Annotated in this window: 14 protein-coding genes and 2 CRISPR repeat arrays (1 of these 16 running past the window's edge); of the genes, 9 read left to right on the top strand and 5 right to left on the bottom strand. The window is 72.9% G+C overall.

Annotated elements, in window-relative coordinates:
• Positions 1-249: a CRISPR direct-repeat array (repeat unit 29 nt; unit sequence GTCGGCCCCGCGCTCGCGGGGGTTGCTCC) (it extends 940 nt beyond the left edge of the window).
• Between the two features lie 238 nt (positions 250-487).
• Positions 488-1,798, top strand: a complete 1,311-nt coding sequence (locus AMK13_RS37340; protein ID WP_079272870.1) for a cytochrome P450 family protein — start codon at positions 488-490, stop codon at positions 1,796-1,798.
• A gap of 225 nt (positions 1,799-2,023) precedes the next feature.
• On the top strand, positions 2,024-3,217 hold the full coding sequence (locus AMK13_RS37345; RefSeq protein ID WP_158077793.1) for a cytochrome P450 family protein: 1,194 nt from the start codon (positions 2,024-2,026) through the stop codon (positions 3,215-3,217).
• Between the two features lie 63 nt (positions 3,218-3,280).
• On the opposite strand, the gene AMK13_RS37350 is transcribed toward AMK13_RS37345, so the two are convergent.
• From AMK13_RS37350 to AMK13_RS37370, 5 genes are all read right to left on the bottom strand, one after another.
• On the bottom strand, positions 3,281-3,568 hold the full coding sequence (locus AMK13_RS37350) for a glycosyltransferase (RefSeq protein ID WP_074006013.1): 288 nt from the start codon (positions 3,566-3,568) through the stop codon (positions 3,281-3,283).
• 192 nt (positions 3,569-3,760) lie between these two features.
• Positions 3,761-4,888: a CRISPR direct-repeat array (repeat unit 29 nt; unit sequence GTCGGCCCCGCGCTCGCGGGGATTGCTCC).
• Positions 4,889-5,105: 217 nt separating this feature from the next.
• Positions 5,106-5,393: a glycosyltransferase gene (locus AMK13_RS37355; protein WP_074006014.1), complete on the bottom strand. Its 288-nt coding sequence runs from the start codon at positions 5,391-5,393 to the stop codon at positions 5,106-5,108.
• Positions 5,394-6,990: 1,597 nt separating this feature from the next.
• Positions 6,991-8,130: a nucleotide disphospho-sugar-binding domain-containing protein gene (locus tag AMK13_RS37360; protein ID WP_074006015.1), complete on the bottom strand. Its 1,140-nt coding sequence runs from the start codon at positions 8,128-8,130 to the stop codon at positions 6,991-6,993.
• 50 nt (positions 8,131-8,180) lie between these two features.
• Positions 8,181-9,536 (bottom strand): ATP-grasp domain-containing protein, encoded by a 1,356-nt coding sequence (locus AMK13_RS37365; protein WP_074006016.1) that lies wholly within the window; start codon positions 9,534-9,536, stop codon positions 8,181-8,183.
• 118 nt (positions 9,537-9,654) lie between these two features.
• A complete protein-coding gene (locus AMK13_RS37370) occupies positions 9,655-11,706 on the bottom strand; it encodes a PEP/pyruvate-binding domain-containing protein (protein ID WP_074006017.1) in 2,052 nt (683 codons plus the stop codon).
• A 588-nt stretch (positions 11,707-12,294) separates the two neighbouring features.
• On the opposite strand from AMK13_RS37370, the gene AMK13_RS37375 reads away from it, so the two are divergent.
• The 7 genes from AMK13_RS37375 to AMK13_RS37405 all read left to right on the top strand — a co-directional run bounded on the left by AMK13_RS37375 (position 12,295) and on the right by AMK13_RS37405 (position 19,860).
• On the top strand, positions 12,295-14,034 hold the full coding sequence (locus tag AMK13_RS37375) for a peptidoglycan-binding protein (protein WP_074006018.1): 1,740 nt from the start codon (positions 12,295-12,297) through the stop codon (positions 14,032-14,034).
• A 109-nt stretch (positions 14,035-14,143) separates the two neighbouring features.
• Positions 14,144-14,524 carry a hypothetical protein gene (locus AMK13_RS45560; RefSeq protein WP_241853202.1) on the top strand — a complete coding sequence of 127 codons (381 nt, stop codon included), beginning with the start codon at positions 14,144-14,146 and terminating at the stop codon, positions 14,522-14,524.
• Between the two features lie 192 nt (positions 14,525-14,716).
• Positions 14,717-16,564 (top strand): phage tail sheath C-terminal domain-containing protein, encoded by a 1,848-nt coding sequence (locus AMK13_RS37385; protein ID WP_074006019.1) that lies wholly within the window; start codon positions 14,717-14,719, stop codon positions 16,562-16,564.
• Between the two features lie 7 nt (positions 16,565-16,571).
• Positions 16,572-17,096, top strand: coding sequence for a phage tail protein (locus AMK13_RS37390; RefSeq protein WP_049649365.1), 525 nt, complete (start codon positions 16,572-16,574; stop codon positions 17,094-17,096).
• Between the two features lie 14 nt (positions 17,097-17,110).
• On the top strand, positions 17,111-17,842 hold the full coding sequence (locus tag AMK13_RS37395) for a T4 family baseplate hub assembly chaperone (protein WP_074006020.1): 732 nt from the start codon (positions 17,111-17,113) through the stop codon (positions 17,840-17,842).
• Complete coding sequence (locus AMK13_RS43180) at positions 17,835-18,518, top strand: hypothetical protein (RefSeq protein WP_074006021.1); 684 nt, start codon at positions 17,835-17,837, stop codon at positions 18,516-18,518. The genes AMK13_RS37395 and AMK13_RS43180 overlap by 8 nt, the downstream gene beginning before the upstream one ends.
• Before the next feature lie 73 nt (positions 18,519-18,591).
• Positions 18,592-19,860: a DUF4255 domain-containing protein gene (locus tag AMK13_RS37405; protein ID WP_074006022.1), complete on the top strand. Its 1,269-nt coding sequence runs from the start codon at positions 18,592-18,594 to the stop codon at positions 19,858-19,860.
• Positions 19,861-19,864: the final 4 nt, after the last annotated feature.

The raw sequence follows: 19,864 nt of genomic DNA on the forward strand, positions 1-19,864 counted from the left end.
GCTCCGTATCGGGTGGCGGCCGGAGCGGTTGCGCGAAGTCGGCCCCGCGCTCGCGGGGGTTGCTCCCCGGTCGGGATCGCTGATGCCGGGGTAGTCCGGTCGGCCACGCGCTCGCGGGGGTTGCTCGGTGAGGATGCCGGAGCGATCGACGTAGTGGTTGTCGGCCCCGCGCTCGCGGGGGTTGCTCCAAGTACGCACTCAAGAGGGCGGACTGGCGGCAGTCGGCCCCGCGCTCGCGGGGGCTGCCCTGGATCCGGGTAGCCGCTGTTTCGTGCTGAGGCCGGCTCCGCGCTGGTGTGCGTTGCGGCCGGCGGCCCCGGTCCGTCGTGGCGATGGGGGACTTCGTCCGGACTCCGCGGCGGGCTTCGGCGTGCGCGGGCAAGGCGGTGTCCAGGCGTCACGCCTGCGGGGGACGAGGCCGTGACCGATCCCGGCGGGTAGGAGTTGCAGGGGGCATGAGCAGTGCGTTCACAGAGTGGGGTGCGTCATGACCACCAGCCCGGCGAATCCGCGCGAGGTTTCCGACGGTAACTCCCCCGCGCCCGGCCAACCGGAGTTCTCCGCCTGCCCGTTGATCTTCGATCCGCAGTGCCCGGAGCTGCCCGAGGACGTGCTCGGCGGGCTGCGGGAGCAGGCGCCCGTCGTGCGGATCACCCTGCCCGGCGGGCTGCCGGCGTGGATGATCACCCGGTTCGACGACGTCCGGGCCGGGCTCGGGGACCCGCGGCTGGTGCAGTCCCCGCTCTCCGTGCCGGGGTTCGCCGGCGAGGACCCCCGCATGGCGCAGATCCGGTGGCTCGGCCTGCCGGAGCGGATGAACCAGTACCTGCTGCGCGCCCTGCTGGACCTCGACGCGCCCGACCACACCCGGCTGCGCAAGGCGGTCACGCCGCACTTCACCGCGCGCCGCATCCACGCGTTGCGGCCCCGGGTGGAGCAGATCACCGACCGGCTCCTGAGCGAGCTGCCCGGACGGGCGGCCGCCGACGGCAGTGTCGACTTCATCGAGGAGGTCGCCTTCCCCCTCTCGATCACGGTGATCTGCGAGATGGTGGGCATTCCCGAACAGGACCGCCCGCTGTGGCGCCGTTGGGCGGACGACCTCAACGGCCTGGACACCGACCTCGTCCGCGACTCCGCGCCCGCCCTCGTGGACCACGTGCTCGCGCTGATCGAGGAGCGTCGGCGCACCCCCGGCGACGACCTCATCAGCGCGATGGTGACGCCCTCCCCGGACGGTGAACCTCCTCTCCCGGAACGGGACATCGTCACGATGACGATGCTGGTGACCAACGTCGGCTACGAGAACACCGCCTACTTCCTCGCCAACGGCCTCGCCGCCCTGCTCGCCCACCCCGACCAGCTGGAACTGCTGCGCGACGAGCCCGTCCTGCTCCCCTCCGCCGTGACGGAGCTGCTGCGCTGGGGCGGCTCCGTCCCGGCGACCCGGCCGCGCTTCGCCGCTCAGGACATCGACCTGTACGGCACCCGCATCCGGGCCGGCGAGGCCGTCGTCCTCTCCCTCCTCGGCGCCAACCGCGACCGCCGGTACCACCCCGACGCCGACCGGCTCGACATCACCCGCTACCAGGACGCACAGGACGACCACGTCGCCCTCGGCCACGGCGCCCACTTCTGCCTCGGCGCCGCCCTCGTCCGCCTGGGGACGCAGGTCCTGCTCGGCGCGCTGACCGCCCGGTTCCCCGGCCTCCGGCTGGCCGTCGCCCCGGACCGGCTGGAACGCGTCCACGTGCCGGGCGTGGGCCGCCGACTCACCCGCCTCCCGCTCCACCTGTGAGAGGCCGGCGGGACCGGGCCCCGGGGGTCCCTCGTCTCCCGGGAACCCTCCGCCGCAGAGATGCCCGACCGCCTCAGAGAGCCCCGACCGGTGCCCGAGGTGCCGGTCCGCACCCGAAAGGGACGACCCACGATGCCGAACGACCAGGCGGCAGCACCACCGGCACTCGTAGCAGCACCCGGACCCGCCGAGCACGCCGGCGGATGTCCGGTCCGCGAGAGCCGGATGCCCGACGGAACCATGGGCTGGGTGGTGTCCGGCTTCGCCGAGGTCCGCGACGTCCTCACCGACCCCCGCCTGACCAGCGCACCCTCCACCCTCGCCGCCGACGGCTCCCCCGACCCGCGCATCGCCGGCCTGACCGCGCTCGGGCTGCCGCCGGAGACACACCACTACTTCCTCAACGCCATCGTCGACTTGGACCCCCCGCGCCACACCCGCCTGCGTCAGCTGGTGTCCCACGAGTTCACCGCCCGCCGCATCCAACTCCTCGCCCCGTCGATCGAGCTGATCACCGACCGGCTGCTCGACGAACTGCCCGACCACCGTGACGAGTTCGGCGTCGTCGACCTCGTCGAGCACTTCGCCTACCCGCTGCCGGTCGCCGTCATCTGCGAACTGGTCGGCGTCCCGGAGCCCGACCGGCACCTCTGGTCCGACTGGAGCCGGAACCTGACGGCCGGCCACACCGAACGGCTGCGGACGGCAACACCCGCCCTGGTCCGGCACGTCCGGGAGCTGATCGACCGCCGCCGCGCGGAACCCGGCAACGACCTCATCAGCGGGATGCTCCAGGCGCGAGACGACAGCGCGAACGTCGGCCCGGACAGCGGCCCGGACGGCGGCCTCTCCAACGCGGCGATGAGCGAGGACGAGATGGTCAGCATGACCCTCATCCTCGTCCTGGCCGGCCACGAGACCACCGCCCACCTGATCGCCAACGGCACCCTGGCCCTGCTCACCCACCCCGACCAGCTCGCCCTGCTGCGCCGGGACCGCACGCTGCTGCCGCACGCCGTCGAGGAACTGCTGCGCTGGTGCGGCCCGGTGCCCTCCGCGCGCCTGCGGTACGCCGACCGCGACCTCGTCCTGCGGGGCGTGCACATCCGCAGGGGCGAGGCCGTCCACCCCCACCTCGACGCCGCCAACCTCGACCTGCGGCACCACGACCGCGCCGAGCGGCTCGACCTGACCCGGAAGCGGGCCGCCCAGGCCGACCACCACCTCTCGTTCGGGTACGGCATCCACTTCTGCCTGGGCGCGGCGCTGGCCAGGCTGGAAGCGGCCATCGCCTTCGGGCGGCTCCTCGACCGCTACCCCGGACTGTCGCTCGCGGCGGACCCCGGCACCCTGATCCCCGGCGACCGCCCGGTCGGCTGGGAGCTGAACCACCTGCCGCTGCACCTGGGGCTGGTCTGACGGACCGTCCGGTGACGGGCGGGGCCCCCGGATCGGTCGGCGCCCGGTGCCGGGCGGGGTGGCTCAGGGAGTGGGGCGGGCGAGGGTGGTGAGGTACTCCGCCGCGGTGGTCGGGCTGGGCATCGCCGCGATTTCGGTGCTGACCTCGCGGGCGGCGCGGGTCAGGGCGTCGTCGGTGAGGAGGCGGTGGAGCAGGGCCGGGGTGATCTCCTCGGCGGTCGCGCTGAGGCCGGCTCCGCGCTGGTGGACGGCGGCCGCGGTGATGAAGCGGTCGGAGTCGTCGGGCAGGACCAGCTGGGGGATGCCCGCATCGAGTGTGCCAAGGGTGGTGCTGCTGCCGCCTGGTACCACTGCCAGCGGTCATCGACCATGCCTCGACCTCCATGTCCGAGTACGCTTCGGAGCGTAGATCGAGGCACTGACAATCCACCTTGGATTCACAAATAGACAACGATCGGCGGATGAGGTCTGTTGTGGGAATCCAACCGAATCGAACTGAATCAATCAGCGCCGGTTGACGCAGATCACTGCAGGTCAGGAAGTGTCGGCCCCGCGCTCGCGGGGATTGCTCCGCGATGACGCGCTGGCCGACGGCGCCCGGCTTGTCGGCCCCGCGCTCGCGGGGATTGCTCCTACTCCGGGCTCGTGATCGGGCGGCTTCCCCTGTCGGCCCCGCGCTCGCGGGGATTGCTCCGCACGGCCGCGTTCGAGGCCGAGTCCGCCGCCGTCGGCCCCGCGCTCGCGGGGATTGCTCCGCGCGGCGGCCCTGGGTTCACCCCTACCCAGAGTCGGCCCCGCGCTCGCGGGGATTGCTCCGGAGAAGGCCGCCGCTGAAGCGGCCAAGCGCAGTCGGCCCCGCGCTCGCGGGGATTGCTCCCCCAGCCCCCTGAACTGGGGCTAGCCCCATGGGTCGGCCCCGCGCTCGCGGGGATTGCTCCGGCTGTTCGGCCGTATTCGTCCCGGCTTCGCCGTCGGCCCCGCGCTCGCGGGGATTGCTCCTACAAGCTTGTAGACGCCGAAGCCAACACCTGGTCGGCCCCGCGCTCGCGGGGATTGCTCCGCGGCTGGCACGTCTTCCCCCTGCTGCCCCGCGTCGGCCCCGCGCTCGCGGGGATTGCTCCTGCGGTTCGCCGCATTCCCGGCAGGTGCCGTCGTCGGCCCCGCGCTCGCGGGGATTGCTCCCAGCCGACCAGGAACGGCATGCCCTCGCAGCCGTCGGCCCCGCGCTCGCGGGGATTGCTCCGTGGCGCCCGCGGCCAACGAGATCCTCAAGGTGTCGGCCCCGCGCTCGCGGGGATTGCTCGACGAAGTCGCCGTCGATGACGAGGAGTTCGGGGTCGGCCCCGCGCTCGCGGGGATTGCTCCCTGGGCCAGGCGCCGAAGCTCGTCCATGTCCTGTCGGCCCCGCGCTCGCGGGGGTTGCTCCGCGGCGGCCACCGAGTCCTGGACGGCCAGGTAGTCGGCCCCGCGCTCGCGGGGGTTGCTCCGCCGACAAGATCTTTTCGGTGCTGTCAATGATGTCGGCCCCGCGCTCGCGGGGGTTGCTCACTTGAACTGTCGTCCCCGGTGTGGGACCAATTGTCGGTCCCGCGCTCGCGGGGGTTGCTCCGACCGGGAGTGGCTCCGCCCCCTCTGCGACGAGTCGGCCCCGCGCTCGCGGGGGTTGCCCCGTCACCCGCTGGCGGTGCTGGTAGTGGCTCACGTCGGCCCCGCGCTGCGGGGGTTGTTCCCCTACCTGGTAGGCCCGCGCAGAAGGGAGCCCCCCGGTGCGTACCGGGGGGCTCTCAACGTGGCGTCTCAATGCTGACCGAGTGGGCCCCTGTCGCACGGCGGCCAACTGGTGTGGGGATCTCGGGGCAGGCCCTCGAGAGTTGCCGAGTGGGGTGGCTCAGGTGGTGGGGTGGGCGAGGGTGATGAGGTGAGACGCCACGGTGGTCGGGCTGGGCATCGCCGCGATTTCGGTGCTGACCTCGCGGGCGGCGCGGGTCAGGGTGTCGTCGGTGAGGAGGCGGTGGAGCAGGGCCGGGGTGATCTCCTCGGCGGTCGCACTGAGGCCGGCTCCGCGCTGGTGGACGGCGGCCGCGGTGATGAAGCGGTCGGAGCCGTCGGGCAGGACCAGCTGGGGGATGCCCGCATCGAGTGTGCCAAGGGTGGTGCTGCTGCCGCCTGGTACCACTGCTAGCGGTCATCGACCATGCCTCGACCTCCATGTCCGAGTACGCTTCGGAGCGTAGATCGAGGCACTGACAATCCACCCTGGATTCACAAAGACAACGAGCGGCGCATGAGGTCTGCTCTGGGAAACCAACCGAATCGAACTGAATCAACCGGCGCCAGTTGACGCAGATCACCGCAGGTCAGGAAGTGTCGGCCCCGCACTCGCGGGGATTGCTCCGGTAGCGGTGGAATCCGAGGGAGTCGGTCAGAGTCGGCCCCGCACTCGCGGGGATTGCTCCTCGCGGTGAGGGTTGGGCGGGGCTTTGGCGGGGTCGGCCCCGCACTCGCGGGGATTGCTCCTTGTTCGCCGCCGCCGGCGGAATCTGGACCCTGTCGGCCCCGCACTCGCGGGGATTGCTCGGTGAAGCTGGTCCAGCCGCCGAGCGCGGTCGCGTCGGCCCCGCACTCGCGGGGATTGCTCGCCGGCCCTGTCCGCGATGACCGCGCTCGCCCAGTCGGCCCCGCACTCGCGGGGATTGCTCCCAGCCCGGCTTGATCCCCGGGATCGGCTCCAGGTCGGCCCCGCACTCGCGGGGATTGCTCCGGGGCGCCGCTGTTCGGTCCGCTCGGCGGATAGTCGGCCCCGTACTCGCGGGGATTGCTCCGCCAGTGGTTGACCAGGTGTTGTCTGTTGTCAGTCGGCCCCGCACTCGCGGGGATTGCTCCGCGTCCGGCATGCCGACGGTCGGCGGCTCGGGGTCGGCCCCGCACTCGCGGGGGTTGCTCGAGCGACGACCCGGCCACCCGGGAGGCGGCGGCGTCGGCCCCGCGCTCGCGGGGGTTGCTCCGTCGCCGGGCTGTAGGCCCCGGATCCGGGGTTGTCGGCCCCGCGCTCGCGGGAGTTGCTCTGATGTCCCGGATGCGCTTGCGCAGGCCCGCCTGTCGGCCCCGCGCGCGCGGGGGTTGCTCCTGGTCGATGCCGTAGTGCAGGGAGATGTCCAGGTCGGCCCCGCGCTCGCGGGGGTTACTCCGGCGGCACCGGCCTGTGGAGCATCAGCCTGCCGTCGGCCCCGCGCTCGCGGGGGTTGCTCCGTGGAGTAGGTCGGCGTCGCCGAGGTCTGTGTGTCGGCCCCGCACTCGCGGGGGTTGCTCCCTGGCCGGCGCCCGCGTGCTGCTCTACGCCCGGTCGGCCCCGCGCTCGCGGGGGTTGCTCCGCGACGTCGAGGTAGGCGATGTCGGTCAGTTCGTCGGCCCCGCACTCGCGGGGGTTGCTCTGAAATCAAGGACAGGCTGACGCGCATTGAGGCGTCGGCCCCGCGCTCGCGGGGGTTGCTCCCGGGTCAGGTCCGGGGCGACCCTGCCCGCGGCGTCGACCCCGCGCTCGCGGGGGTTGCTCCATCAGCAGTCACCGCCGATCCGGCCGACGAGGGTCGGCCCCGCGCTCGCGGGGGTTGTTCCCCTACCTGGTAGGCCCGCGCAGAAAGGAGCCCCCCGGCGCGTGCCGGGGGGCTCTCATTGTGGCGTCTCGGTGCTGACCGAGTGGGCCCCTGTGGCACGGCGGCCAACTGGTGTGGGGATCTCGGGGCAGGCTCTCGGGAGTTGCCGGGTGGGGTGGCTCAGGGGGTGGGGTGGGCGAGGGTGATGAGGTGCTCCGCCACGGCGGTCGGGCTGGGCATCGCCGCGATTTCGGTGCTGACTTCGCGGGCGGCGCGGGTCAGGGTGTCGTCGGTGAGGAGGCGGTGGAGCAGGGCCGGGGTGATCTCCTCGGCGGTCGCGCTGAGGCCGGCTCCGCGCTGGTGGACGGCGGCCGCGGTGATGAAGCGGTCGGAGCCGTCGGGCAGGACCAGCTGGGGGATGCCCGCGTCGAGTGCGCCGAGGGCGGTGCTGCTGCCGCCGTGGTGGATGGCGGCGGCGCAGGTCGACAGCAGGGCCTGCCAGGGGACCCAGCCGTACGGGCGGACGTTGTCCGGCAGGCTGCCGAGCGTGCCGAGGTCGAGGTCGCCGGTGGCGAGGACGAACTCGGCGTCGATGTCGGCGGCTGCCGCGATGACCCGCTCGATCCTGGTGAGGCCGTCGGTCTTGGGCGGGACGGTGCCCAGCGTCACCGCGATGCGCGGGCGGTGTGCGGGTGCGGCCAGCTGGGCGGGGAGTTCGCCTTCGCCGTTGTAGGCGACGGGCCGCATCGAGGTGCCGTACCGCTCGTCGCCGGCCATGCTGGGCGGCGCGAGGTCGATGGTGTCCGCCGGGTCGGGCAGCCGGTCGATTCCGTGCCGGGCGAAGGTGTCCGCCATTTCGGCGAGCATCAGCGCGCGCAGCTTCGGGGTGCGGGCGAATCCCAGGTCGTGCTGGACGGCGGGCACGCCGAGGCGGGTCGCCGCGAGCAGGGCCACCGGGAACTGGTACTCGTACACCACCAGGTCCGGCCGCCACTGCGCGGCGAGTTCGACCGTCTCGTCGGCGACCCGGCTGTTGACGTGGGCGGCCAGCGGGACGAAGGCCTCGCGGTCGGCCGAGTTGCTCTCGACCACCCGCCGCATCAGGTCGGGCCGCCGGGTGCGGCCGGCCTCCCTGATCTCCTTGCGCCAGTCGACCCCGGGTGCGATGGGCAGGTACGGCAGCCCGGACGCGGCGACCCCTTCGCCGCCGTCCATCGAGGCCACCGCGACCTCGTGGCCGAGCTCGCGCATCGCCCTGGCCAGCGGGACCAGTGGGAACAGGTGGCCCAGGCCGGGTGCGCCGGCGAACAGTACACGCATGATGGAACCTCGGGGAGAAGGAGGGAGAGGGATGGGAGGAGGAAGGGAGGTCAGGAGGCGGCCCGGTGCAGGGCGGCTTCCATGCCGTTCAGCACGGCGTTGCAGTCGCGCTGCAGGGTGGCGGCGTCGACGGCGCTGAGCAGGTAGACCCCCAGCCAGTTGCGCGAGCCGGCGGACGGGTCGAAGGCGGGGACGGGCCGGCCGGCGGGCATCGCGAAGGCGGGGACGGCTTCGATGGTGCTGCCCGGGGAGAGCAGGCTCTGCCAGTCGACGGCCTGCGGGTTCCAGAGCGGGGTGCTCTGCCAGGGCACGCCCGAGGCGTCGGCCGGGACGACGGCCAGTGACGCGGCGGCCCGGGTGCCGGTGGTGGGCATGGCCTCGGGGTAGTCGACGCGCTCGCCGAGCAGTTGGCGGACCAGCATGCCGATCGGGTCGAGTCCGAAGACCTCGTGGACCTGCCTGGTGGTGAGCAGGCCGCCGAACCTGGCCGCGGTCTCGATGACGACCAGTTCGCCGTCCTTCATCAGCTTCAGCTCGGTGTGGGTGCCGCAGTTCTCCAGCCCGAGCGCGTCGACGGCCTGTCGGGAGACCTCCTCGATCCGGCGCTGGACCGGCACCGTCATGACGGAGGGCGAGGTGCTGGCGACCTCGACGAAGGACGGTACGGTCGGCAGCTTGGCGGTGATGGCCAGGGGGCGGTAGACGCCGTCCGCGACGATCCCCTCCACGCTGACGTAGTCGCCGTAGCCGGGCTCCTCGTACCAGCCTTCGGTGGAGCCCTGGGCGATCTCCTCGACGAGGCGGTCGTGGTCGGTGTCGGCGGCGTAGAGCTCGTTCATGCCGACCCGGCTGCCGGCCTGGAGTCCGCGCTCGATCTCGGCCCACGCCGGGGCGGCGTCCTCGGGCTTGTCCAGCACGATCTGGGCGACCGAGCCGGCGCCCCAGGCCGGCTTGAGCAGCAGCGGGGGCGTGAACTCGGCCAGCGCGGTGTCCAGGTCGGCGAGGCTGTCGACCCGGCGGAACGCGGGTATCGGCACCCCGGCGGCGGCCCAGGCCTCGCGCATCAGCCGCTTGTCCCTGGCGCGGACGATCCCCTCGCCGGGGCCGGCCAGGTTGAGGCGGATCGCGGCCTGGGCGACGGCGAGGACCGCGAACTCGGAGAGGGTCAGCACCGCGTCGGCCCCGATGGCCTTCGCGTACTCGACGATCAGCTCGACCAGGTCGTCCCCGCGCGGCGCCTCGGGCACCAGCTCGATGCTGGTGCAGCTGGGCCGCCACACGTCCTCCCCGGACGCGGGCAGCGGCGCCAGTGCGAGGACGTGCAGCTCCCCGCAGGCGGCGATGCGCGGGAAGGCGTACTCCAGCGGGGCGCCGCCCTTGACGTAGACGTACAGAATCCGGTTCAACGTACTTGCTCCTGAGGGAAGTTCACTCGTGGGCGGCCGCGGGAAAGGGCGCGGAGGGGCACACGGGCGCGCTCGTGCGCGGGCCCGTGCGGTGTTCCGGCGATATCAGCCGACGGTGTCAGCCGGCGGTGCGGAAGGGGCGCAGCTGCAGCAGGCTGATCTGGTCGCCCTCGATCGCCCACTCGATGTCGACCGGGGTTGCGTACGTCTCGTCGGGCGAGAAGTGCGACTGCAACAGCCTGCTGATCAGGGCCAGTCGGCGTACGAGCTCCTTGGTCCCGGCGTCCAGGTCGGTGCCGGCGGTGCCGAGCGAGACGGTGCGGCTGCCGCCTTCCATGGTGTTGCACAGGTACTGGAGCGGGGCGCCCCGGCCGGAGACCACGTCGGTCACGGAGCGCGGCGAGATGTTGAGGTAGACGTTGCGGAAGTCCTGCGGGCTCAGCGGGTTGCAGGTGACCAGGACGCCGCCGACGGTGGCTCCGACCTGTTCCTGGACGATCACGGCCATCCGGCAGTGGTCCAGGGGGATGCCCGCCTGGCGGCGCAGCAGGACCGCGCGGGGTGAGAACAGCGAGGCCCAGACCTCGCGGACCGCGTCGAGGACGGCGTCCGTGCCGCTGGCGTCGGCCACCGATTCGTAGAGTCCGGCGGCGGAGAAGCCGGCCAGGTCCTCGGCGTTGGAGGAGCTGCGGACGACCTGGACGCGGGCGCCGTACAGGTGCCGGTCGATCGCCCGGTCGATCTCGGTGCGGATCGGGTCGGGCAGCGGGGTGTCGCGGATCAGCCGCTGGGCGTCGAGGCAGAGGGCCTCGATGCGCTCCTCGACCCGCGTCCCCTCGTGGAGTGAGGTCCCGTCCCGGAGGGCGGAGTCCAGCCGGTCGACGGCGGTGCGGAGTTCCGCCGAGGAGTCGAGGAAGCGCTGCTGGAGGGAGAACGGCAGCACGATGCCGCGCGGCACGTGGGCGTACTCCTTCACCAGGAGCTGCGCGGCGGCGTCCAGTTCGGCCGTGTCCGCGTCCTCCGGGAAGCCGAGCTGCCGGGCGAGGTAGCGGAGCAGGTTGTCCCGGGGCGGCCGGGGCACGCTGTAGAAGCCGAGCCAGCGCGGTGAGCCGTGCTGGAGCAGGTGGGTGAGTTCGCCGAGGTTGGCGGCCTTGGTGCCGAACCGGACGTGGTCCCCTTCGCGCAGTGCGGACAGCGGGGTGACCGGCGTGGGCGTGAGGTCGGGCAGGTCCACGGCGACGCGGTCGGCCGGCGGGGTCGGCGGGGCTTCCTCGCGGTCGCCGGGCCGGGCGGCTTCGAGGAGGAGCTCTCCGCCGTCGGCTTCGACGCGGTAGTGCACCCAACATCGGTCGCGCAGCCCGGCGCGGTCGATGCGCTCGGCGGCTTCGACGCCGACGGCGTTGGGGATGCGCCATCCGGCGGCCATCACGTTGATGTGGGAGAGCGGTGTGGTGTGCTCGGTGTGGATGATTCCGGAGACCCGGGGGATGTCCTCGGGCACCCGGGGCATCACCACGATGTCGTGCCACTCCAGCGGCTCGGGGTCGGCCCGGTACTCGTCCTCCGAGCCGAACACGCGCAGCCGTCCGTGGGCGGTCCCGGCGTTCAGCGGTACGTAGGAGGCCGCGGAGTAGAGCTCGTGGGACAGGACGCGCGGTATCTCGGTCTCCGGTATGCGGGCGAGGTAGCCCTCCTGCTCGTGGCCGGCCGGCTTGAGGACCAGCGGCAGCGACGGGTCGATGTGCTCGCGCACCCGGTGGTAGAAGAACCGGAGCATGTCCTGGGACATGGTGTCGACGTCGACGGTTTCCAGGGACAGGAAGGTGTCGGCCTCGTGGCCGTTTTCCGCGGCGCGGCGGGTGTGGCGGGCGAGGGTGCCGAGATAGAAGCGACGGTCGGGATTCCGGTACACGTCGTCATTGAACGAATCGAGTCCGCGCGCCAGTTCGTCGATCGACATGCCGAGGATCTCGCACGCGATGTAGCGGACGTGGAGGGTGCCGTCGGCGCTGTCGATGAAGTGGAGCACCGACTCGTCGCGGTCGAGTACGACTTTCACATAGGGATAGCCCCCGACCTGGCCGGCGAGCTCGGAGAACTCCTCCAGAGTGAGCTTTTCGCCGGCGAGGCGGGGCCGCGTGGTCGCGTCGTTGCGATCCGAACGGGTCATGCGCACAGTTCAGCCATTCTTCGTCGTGTACACGATCAGTACACCTGGTGCAGAAGGGTCGGTACGACGGCGCCCACATTGCCATTCGATTTCAATGTTTGACGAATGGTCATGTCACATCAGGCCATCATGGAACGATCCGGCCACGGGAATCCGATAGGGGAATCCGCCCTGCCGCATCAAGCTGTGGTAAAGGTCACAACAAGGGGTGACCGGTGCTTGGTGAGCGATCGAGCATTTCCGGAATCATTGATTCCTGTACGACCTCAGGAGGGCGCGCGCACTCCTCGCGCACCCTCCCCGCGCACCCCGATCGGAGCCGGCCGACGGATCCGGCGGTCCCGGCGGCCTCGGCTGCACACCGGGGCAGGACAGGGCGTACGACCCTCCAGTGCCAGTGGCATATTGCCCGGAACGGCCCACTCCCGGATGCGGCGAAAGTGCGTAGATCCCTTGTATTTCAAGGGAGTTGACGCATACCGGGGGGTACGGTGAGGTGGGCATGACGCTCCGGTCGGCGTCGCGTCCCGGGCTCGGGCCCGGGCGGGTCGGCCGTAGCTGCCATCGGCGCGAAGGGGGAGCTTCCTGATGGCATACGCGAAGGGTTATGACGTCTCCGACTTCCAGTCGGGCATTCCGGGGGACGCGGAGTTCGTCTTCATCAAGGCCACCGAGGGCGGCCGCACCGGTCAGTCGGGGTACACCGACAAGCTGGCGGACGCCCGGGGGCGGGGACTGGTGGTCGGGCACTACCACTTCCTGCACGCGGAGAACCCGGTCGACGGCGAGATCGAGCACTTCTGCCGGGTCGTCGGGCAGGTGCCCGCGGGCGAACTGCTGGTGCTGGACTTCGAGCCGTACGGGCAGTCCGTCGCCGACGGCGACGCGACCGCGGCGAAGAACCAGTGGCTGGCGGCGGTCAAGCAGCGCTACCCGGACCACCTGGTCGGCCTCTACACCAACCGGGACTACTGGTTCCGGACGGACGACAACGCGGGCGACTTCCTGTGGATCGCGGACTACGTGTCCCCGGGTTCGCCGCGCGTCCAGGCGTCCTGGCGCTTCCACCAGTACAGCGACGACCCGCTCGACGCGGACGTCTTCAACGGCTCGCTGGACGAGTTGAGGGCGTGGGCCTGCAGCGGCCAGGCCCCGGCCCCCGACACACCCGCGCCGACGCCGACACCGAATCCCACGCCCTCGGTGCCCGACTGGCCGGGGCTGCAGCTGGTGAGCCGGGACCAGTGGGGCGCGCGGGCATGGCGCGAGCCCAACGGTTCGATCCCGTACGCCGGTGCGCGCGCGGGGGTGAAGGTGCACTACCTGGGCACCCGGTACGCCTTCGACACCCACGACACCTGCCCGGCCTACGTGCGGCGCCTCCAGGCCTCGCACATGAACGACGACGGCTGGTCGGACATCGGCTACAGCTTCGTGGTCTGCGAGCACGGCTTCGTGTACGAGGGCCGCGGCCTGAACCGGCGCAACAGCGCCAACGGCGACGTCCCGCTCAACGAGGCCCACTACGCGGTGTGCGGGCTGGTCGGCTCCTCCGGGTCGACGGAGCCGACCCCGGAGCAGCTCAACGGGCTGCGGGACGCGATCGAGTACTGCGAGCAGCAGGGCCCGGCGGGCCCGGAGATCAAGGGGCACCAGGACGGCTACTCGACCGACTGCCCCGGCCCGGCGCTGTACGCCTGGGTGCGGTCCGGTGCGCCGCGCCCGTCCGGGACGGTGGTCACCCCGCCGTCCCAGCCCGCGCCGCAGCCCGACCCGACGCCGGCCCGCTACCAGAGCAGCGTCGGCGGCCTGTCGTACGGCTACGGCGCGCACGGTCCGCAGGTCACCATCGTCGGCGAGGCGCTGGTGGCGGCGAACTTCGGCTCGCACTACACCCAGGGCCCCGGCCCGGACTGGACCGACGCGGACACCCTCAACTACGCCGACTACCAGCGCAGTCTGGGGTACTCGGGCGGGGACGCGGACGGCGTGCCCGGCGAGGCCTCGCTGCGCCGGCTGCTGGGCGGGGCGGTCCCGCTGGCCGAGGTGTCGAAGTCCCGGGTGGTCGCGGCCGCCCGCCAGGACCCGGACGCGGCCCAGGGCGCCACCACGTACCCGGACGACGTGTACACGGTGGAGCAGGCGCTCCGCGCCGAGGGGCTGCTCGACGGGCAGTGGGTCGACGGCTCGTTCGGCACCAGCACCATCGACGCCTACGCCGCCCTGCAGCGCCGGTACGGGTACAGCGGGCAGCAGGCGGACGGCATCCCCGGCATCGACTCGCTGACGCGGCTCGGCCAGGCGCACGGCTTCACGGTCACCGGCTGATCGACGGCCACCGGCTGATTCACAGTCACTGGCTGATCCACGGCCACCGGCCGATCCGCGGTCGCCGGCTGTTCCGCAGTCACCGGCCGACGTCGTCCGAGGAGGATCGATGTACCAAATCGCCCTGTCCCTGTGGCGCACCTGTGTGCCCTACATCGTGGCGTTCCTGGCGGTGCAGGCGGCGCGGCTCGGCCTCCACCTGGACAACGCCTCCGTCACCTCCGCCCTGGTCACCGGCTTCGGTACGGCCTACTACGCGGTGTTCCGCTTCCTGGAGCACCGGTTCGGCGCGACCTGGGGATGGTTCCTGGGGGCCGCCAGGCCGCCGTCCTACCAGCCGCCGGCGGCCACCCCGCCGGCGGCCGCCAAGCCGGTAGCGGCCACGCCGACCACGGCGGCCACCACACCGGCCGCACCGACGGCGGCGGAGCCGCCCACGCCGCCGACGACCACCCGCCCCGACTACCGGAACCTGCCCGAAGGCGGCTGACCGGCCGGACGGGAGACCGACCCGGGGTTGCGGAATTCCCTGCTCCGCAACCCCACGAAATAGGCGCAGTAATACAATTAAGTTTCTCAGTTCAGGTCTTGACGAATTGTCACCCGATTATGAAACTGAGCCTGCCACCACTGCATCGGGCACCATCGGTCCCTTGATGCACGAAGTGAACGGAGGGGGAATTTGCCGACGATACCGACCTACCCCGGCGTCTACATCGAAGAACTTCCCAGCAGCGTCCGTACCATCACCGCGGTGAGCACCTCGGTGACCGCCTTCGTCGGGGCCACCCGGCGCGGCCCGCTCGACCAGCCGGTCACCCTCACCAGCTTCGCGGACTTCGAGCGCCGTTTCGGCGGGCTCGCGGCGCAGAGCCCGGTCAGCTACGCCGTCCAGCAGTTCTTCCTGAACGGGGGCTCGGTCGCGGTCGTCGTCCGGGTCGCCGCGGCCGGCACCGGCGCCGCCGCGGGTGCCACGCTCACCTCGACGCAGACCTCCACCGCGACCCCGGTCCTGGACGTCACGGCCGTCGAGCCGGGGCTCTGGGGCGGGACGCTGCGGGTCGCCGTGGACTACCGGACGCCCACGCCCGGCGACACGTTCAACCTCCAGGTGTTCGACACCTCGGGCGCGGTCCGGGAGTCCTTCGCGGACCTGTCGGTCCAGGACGGCAGCCCCCGGTTCGCCGAGACGGTGGTGAACAGCGGCTCGGCGGTGGTCCGGGTGAAGGTCCGGGCGGCGAGCCGGCCGGACCCGGTGGGCACCGTGTCCAAGCCGTTCGCGGCCGCCCTGCCCGACCTCACCCACGAGGTGCAGGTCAAGATCGGCGACGTGACGCGGACGGTCAGAATCTACGACCCGGCCGTGGACGGCGCCGCGCCGACCACCGTCACCGAGCTCGCCCTGCTGCTCGAACGCAAGCTCCGCGCGCTGCCCGACGCCCCGGGCAGGCGGGTCTTCGCGGGCACCCGGGTGACGGCGTTCGGCCGGCAGCTCCAGGCCGTCGCCGGCTCCACCGACCCGGCCGACGTGGTCCGCTTCCTCGGCGAGGCGGCCAACAACCTCGGCCTGGAGGGCTCGGTCAGCCCGCCGGTCTTCGCCCTCGCCGGCGGCCAGGACGGCGGGGCCCCCGGGCTGACCGACCTGATCGGCAGCGAGGCGGGCAAGACCGGCATCCAGGCACTGCGCGACGTGCAGGACGTCAACCTGCTGGTGCTGCCCGAACTGGCCGGCTACGCCGACGTGGACGACGCCGTCACGGTGGTCTCGGCCGCCCAGGCGCTCTGCGTGGAGAAGCGGATGTTCCTGATCGTCGACTCGCCACAGGCGTGGACGACGCTGGACGCCGCCCGGGCCGGCCTGTCCGCCTTCGACTCGGTGCGCGGCGACCACGCGGCGCTGTACTTCCCGCACCTGGAGCTGGTCGACCCGCTCACCGGACGGCTGCGCGCCTTCCCACCGTCCGGCACCGTCGCCGGGGTGATCGCGCGCACCGACGGCCAGCGGGGCGTGTGGAAGGCCCCGGCGGGCACCGAGGCCGGCCTGCCCGGGGTGCGCGCCCTGACCGTCCCGATGACGGACCGGGAGAACGGCCTGCTGAACCCGCTCGCGGTGAACTGCCTGCGGACGTTCCCCGTGGTGGGCCCCGTGGTGTGGGGGGCCAGGACCCTGGCCGGCGCCGACGTGCTCGGCTCGCAGTGGAAGTACGTGCCGGTGCGGCGCCTCGCGCTGATGCTGGAGGAGAGCCTCTACCGCGGCACGAAGTGGGTCGTGTTCGAGCCCAACGACGAGCGGCTGTGGGCGCAGATCCGGCTGAACGTGGGCACGTTCCTGCACTCGCTGTTCCAGCAGGGCGCGTTCCAGGGCACGTCCGCGCGCTCGGCCTACTTCGTCAAGTGCGACCGGGACACCACCACCCAGGACGACGTCAACCGCGGCGTGGTGAACGTCGTGGTCGGGTTCGCGCCGCTCAAGCCCGCGGAATTCGTGATCGTCAAAATCGAGCAACTCGCCGGACAGTTCGAGGTTTAGGATCTCCATGGTCGAGTTCACCGTCAATCCGCACCGGTTCGATCCGTACAAGAACTTCAAGTTCCTGGTCGTCTGGGACGGACGGGTCGTCGCCGGAATCAGCAAGATCAGCCCGCTCAAGCGCACCACCGAGGTGGTGAAGCACCGCAGCGGGGGCGATCCGAGCGCGCCGCGCAAGTCACCGGGCCGCACCGACTTCGAGGCGGTCACCCTGGAGCGCGGGGTCACCCACGACCCGGAGTTCGACCGCTGGGCCAACAAGGTCTGGATGGTCGGCGCGGGCCGCGGGGCGGAGGTCTCGCTCCGGGACTTCCGCAAGGACCTGGTGATCCAGGTGCTCAACGAGGCCGGCCAGGTGGCGGTCGCCCACAAGCTGTACCGGGCCTGGCCGAGCGAGTACCAGGTGCTGGGCGAACTGGACGCCAACGCCAACGCGGTGGCGATCCAGAGCCTCAAGCTGGAGGTCGAGGGCTGGGAACGGGACGAGGAGACGCCCGAGCCGGAAGAGCCATCGTTCCAGCAGCCGGCCTGAGGGGCCTGAGCGCGATGGAACTCGCGGGGGAGGCGGCCCTGTTGGCCACCTGGGAGGCCGGGGTGGCGGCCGGCCGCAGCGGGCGGGCCCTGCTGCTGCACGCCGTCGCCCGGCCCGCCGCCGGGCCGGAGGAGCTGCTGGCCGTACCGGTCGGCGAGCGGGACGCCGAACTGTTCGGCCTGCGCGGCGAGTTGTTCGGTGAACAGCTCACCGTGCGGGTGGGCTGCCCGGACTGCGCCGAGGAGATGGAGTTCGACTTCGACGCCGGACAGGTGGTCGGTGCCGGTCGACCGGCCGCCGGGCCGCTGCGGGTGGAGTCGGACGGCTGGCGGGTCGGCTTCCGGCTGCCCACCACCGGCGACCTGGCCGCCGCCGAACGGGCCCCCGCGGGCGAGGCCAGGACCGTCCTGCTGGAGCGGTGCGTCCTGAGCGCCGAGCACGACGGGGAGCCGGTGCCCGCCCGGCGGCTCCCCGAGCCGGTCCAGCGGCAGGTGGCCGAGGCCGCCGCCGCGGCCGACCCCTGCGCGGACGTCCGGCTGAACCTCGGCTGCCCCGACTGCGGCCGGCAGGCCATCGCCGAACTGGACATCGCCTCCTACCTCTGGGAGGAGCTGGACGCCTGGGCCCGCGCGACCCTGCTCGACGTCCACCTGCTGGCCACCGCCTACGGCTGGAGCGAGCCGGAGGTCCTGGCGCTCAGTCCGCTGCGGCGCCGCTACTACCTGGAGCTGTGCGCAGATGCCTGACTACTTCGACCGCCTGGTCGCGAAGGGCGGCCCCGGCGGGGACACCGTCCGCGTCCGGCCGCGCCTGCCGGGGCCGTTCGAACGGATCGAGACGCTCGGGGCGGCGCCGCCCGTCAAGGAGGCGGTCGCGTCGGGCCGGGAGGTCGGACAGCCCGGGCCCGCGCCACTCCCCCGGCCGTCGGCGGCACCGCGTCCGCTGCCGTCGGAGGGGCCGCTCCGGCCGGCGCTCCGCGAGGCGACGCCGACTCCTCCGGCCGCGCTCCCGCTGCCGCGCACGCCGCTGCTGGTCACGCCCCCGCTCGCGCCCGCTCGCGTCGCGCCGGCCGCAGCCGCCGGGCCCGGGGCGGAGGGTGCGGCCGCCCGCCCGGCGGCCGTACCGACGGTCACCGCACCCGTCCGGCCGCCGGGCCCGGAACAGGCGGCGACCCCGCCACCGGCCACGGGACGGCTCGGCGTCGCGCCGGCCGCCCGGCGCCCGGCCGCCGCGGGCGCTCGGGCCGCCGCTCAGGCGGCGCGTGGCCGGCAGCGGCCGGCCGAGCGGGTGGTCCGGGTCCAGATCGGGCGGGTGGAGGTCAGGGCCGCGGAGCGCGCCCCGGCCGGCCCGCGCCGGGCGGCGGCCGCCCGCCCCTCCCCCGCGCTCGACCTGGGCGCGTACCTCGACCGGGAGCGGCCATGACCAGGCGAGTGGGCCTGCGGGCCGTCACACGTCGCGCACGGGCAGATGCCGCCGAGCGAAACGGGGAGGGCGCATGAGCAACCACCTCGCGATCGCCACCGTGACCGAGGCACTGCGGCTGCTCGTCTCCCGCGCGCTCTCGCCCGACATCCCGTTCGCGGTCGAGGTCGGCACCCGCAAGCCGCCGACCGAGCCGCCGGCCGACCCGACCATCACCGTGTTCCTCTACCAGGTCACGCCCAACGCCTCGCTGCGCAACCACGACGCGCCCACCCGCGCGACCGACGGCACCGTGCTGACCCGGCCGGCCGCCGCCCTCGACCTGCACTACCTGATCAGCTGCTACGGCGAGGAGTCCCAGCTGGTGGGCCAGCGGCTGCTCGGCTGCGTCGTCCGGACGCTGACCGAACAGCCCGCGCTGTCGCGGCAGTTGATCGAGGAGGCGGCCGCCCAGCCGTACCTCGTGGGGACGGACCTGGCCGCCTCGCCGCAGCGGGTGCGCTTCACCCCCACCACGATGGACGTCGACGAGATGTCCAAGCTGTGGAGCACGCTGCTCCAGACCCCCTACGCGCTGTCGGTGACCTATCAGGCCACCGCCGTGTTCGTGGAGGGCAAGGTCGATCCGGTGGCGGGCAAGCCGGTGCTGCGCCGCACCGTACGGGCCGTGCCGTCCCGCGGGCCGGTCGTCGAGCGGGTGCTGTCCCGCCCGGCCGGGTCCACCGGCGCGCCCGAGGAGGGGCCGGTGACCAGGGACCGGGAGCTGGTGGTGGTCGGCTCCGGTCTGCGCGCGGAGCTGGTCGTGGCCCGGCTGGGCGGGCGCCGGGTGCCGGTCGCCCCGGGCGGTGTGCGGGACGACCGGCTGGTGGTCGCCGTCCCGGCGGACCTGCCGCCCGGCGTGTACCAGCTGCAGGTGCTGCACGGCCTGGCGCTGGACGGCCGGCCCGCCGCGGAGCACCTCGCCGTGGAGTCCAACGCGCAGACCTTCGCCCGGCAGCCGCGGATCGCCGCGCCGATCGGTACGGCGGACCGTACCGACGGACCGGCCGGGGTCTCGGCCCAGGTGGACGTCCGGCTGGACCTCCCGCTCCGGGACGACCAGCAGGTCCTGCTGCTGCTGGACGAGGTGAGCCCGCCGACCGGGCGCGCCGGGGCGAGCTACCAGTTCCGCGCGCCCGTGCCGTCGCAGCCGCGCAGCGACCCGTACGCGGTCCGGGTGCCGGTCACCGGCGTCCGACCGACGGTGTACCTGGCCCGGGTCCAAGTGGACGGCGTGCCGAGCGAGTTGACGGTGTCCGGCGACGGGGCCTTCACCGGCCCCGTGGTGGACCTGACGCACTGACCAC

It is taken from the genome of Streptomyces sp. CB02056 (genome assembly GCF_001905545.1).
Classification (GTDB): Bacteria; Actinomycetota; Actinomycetes; order Streptomycetales; family Streptomycetaceae; genus Kitasatospora.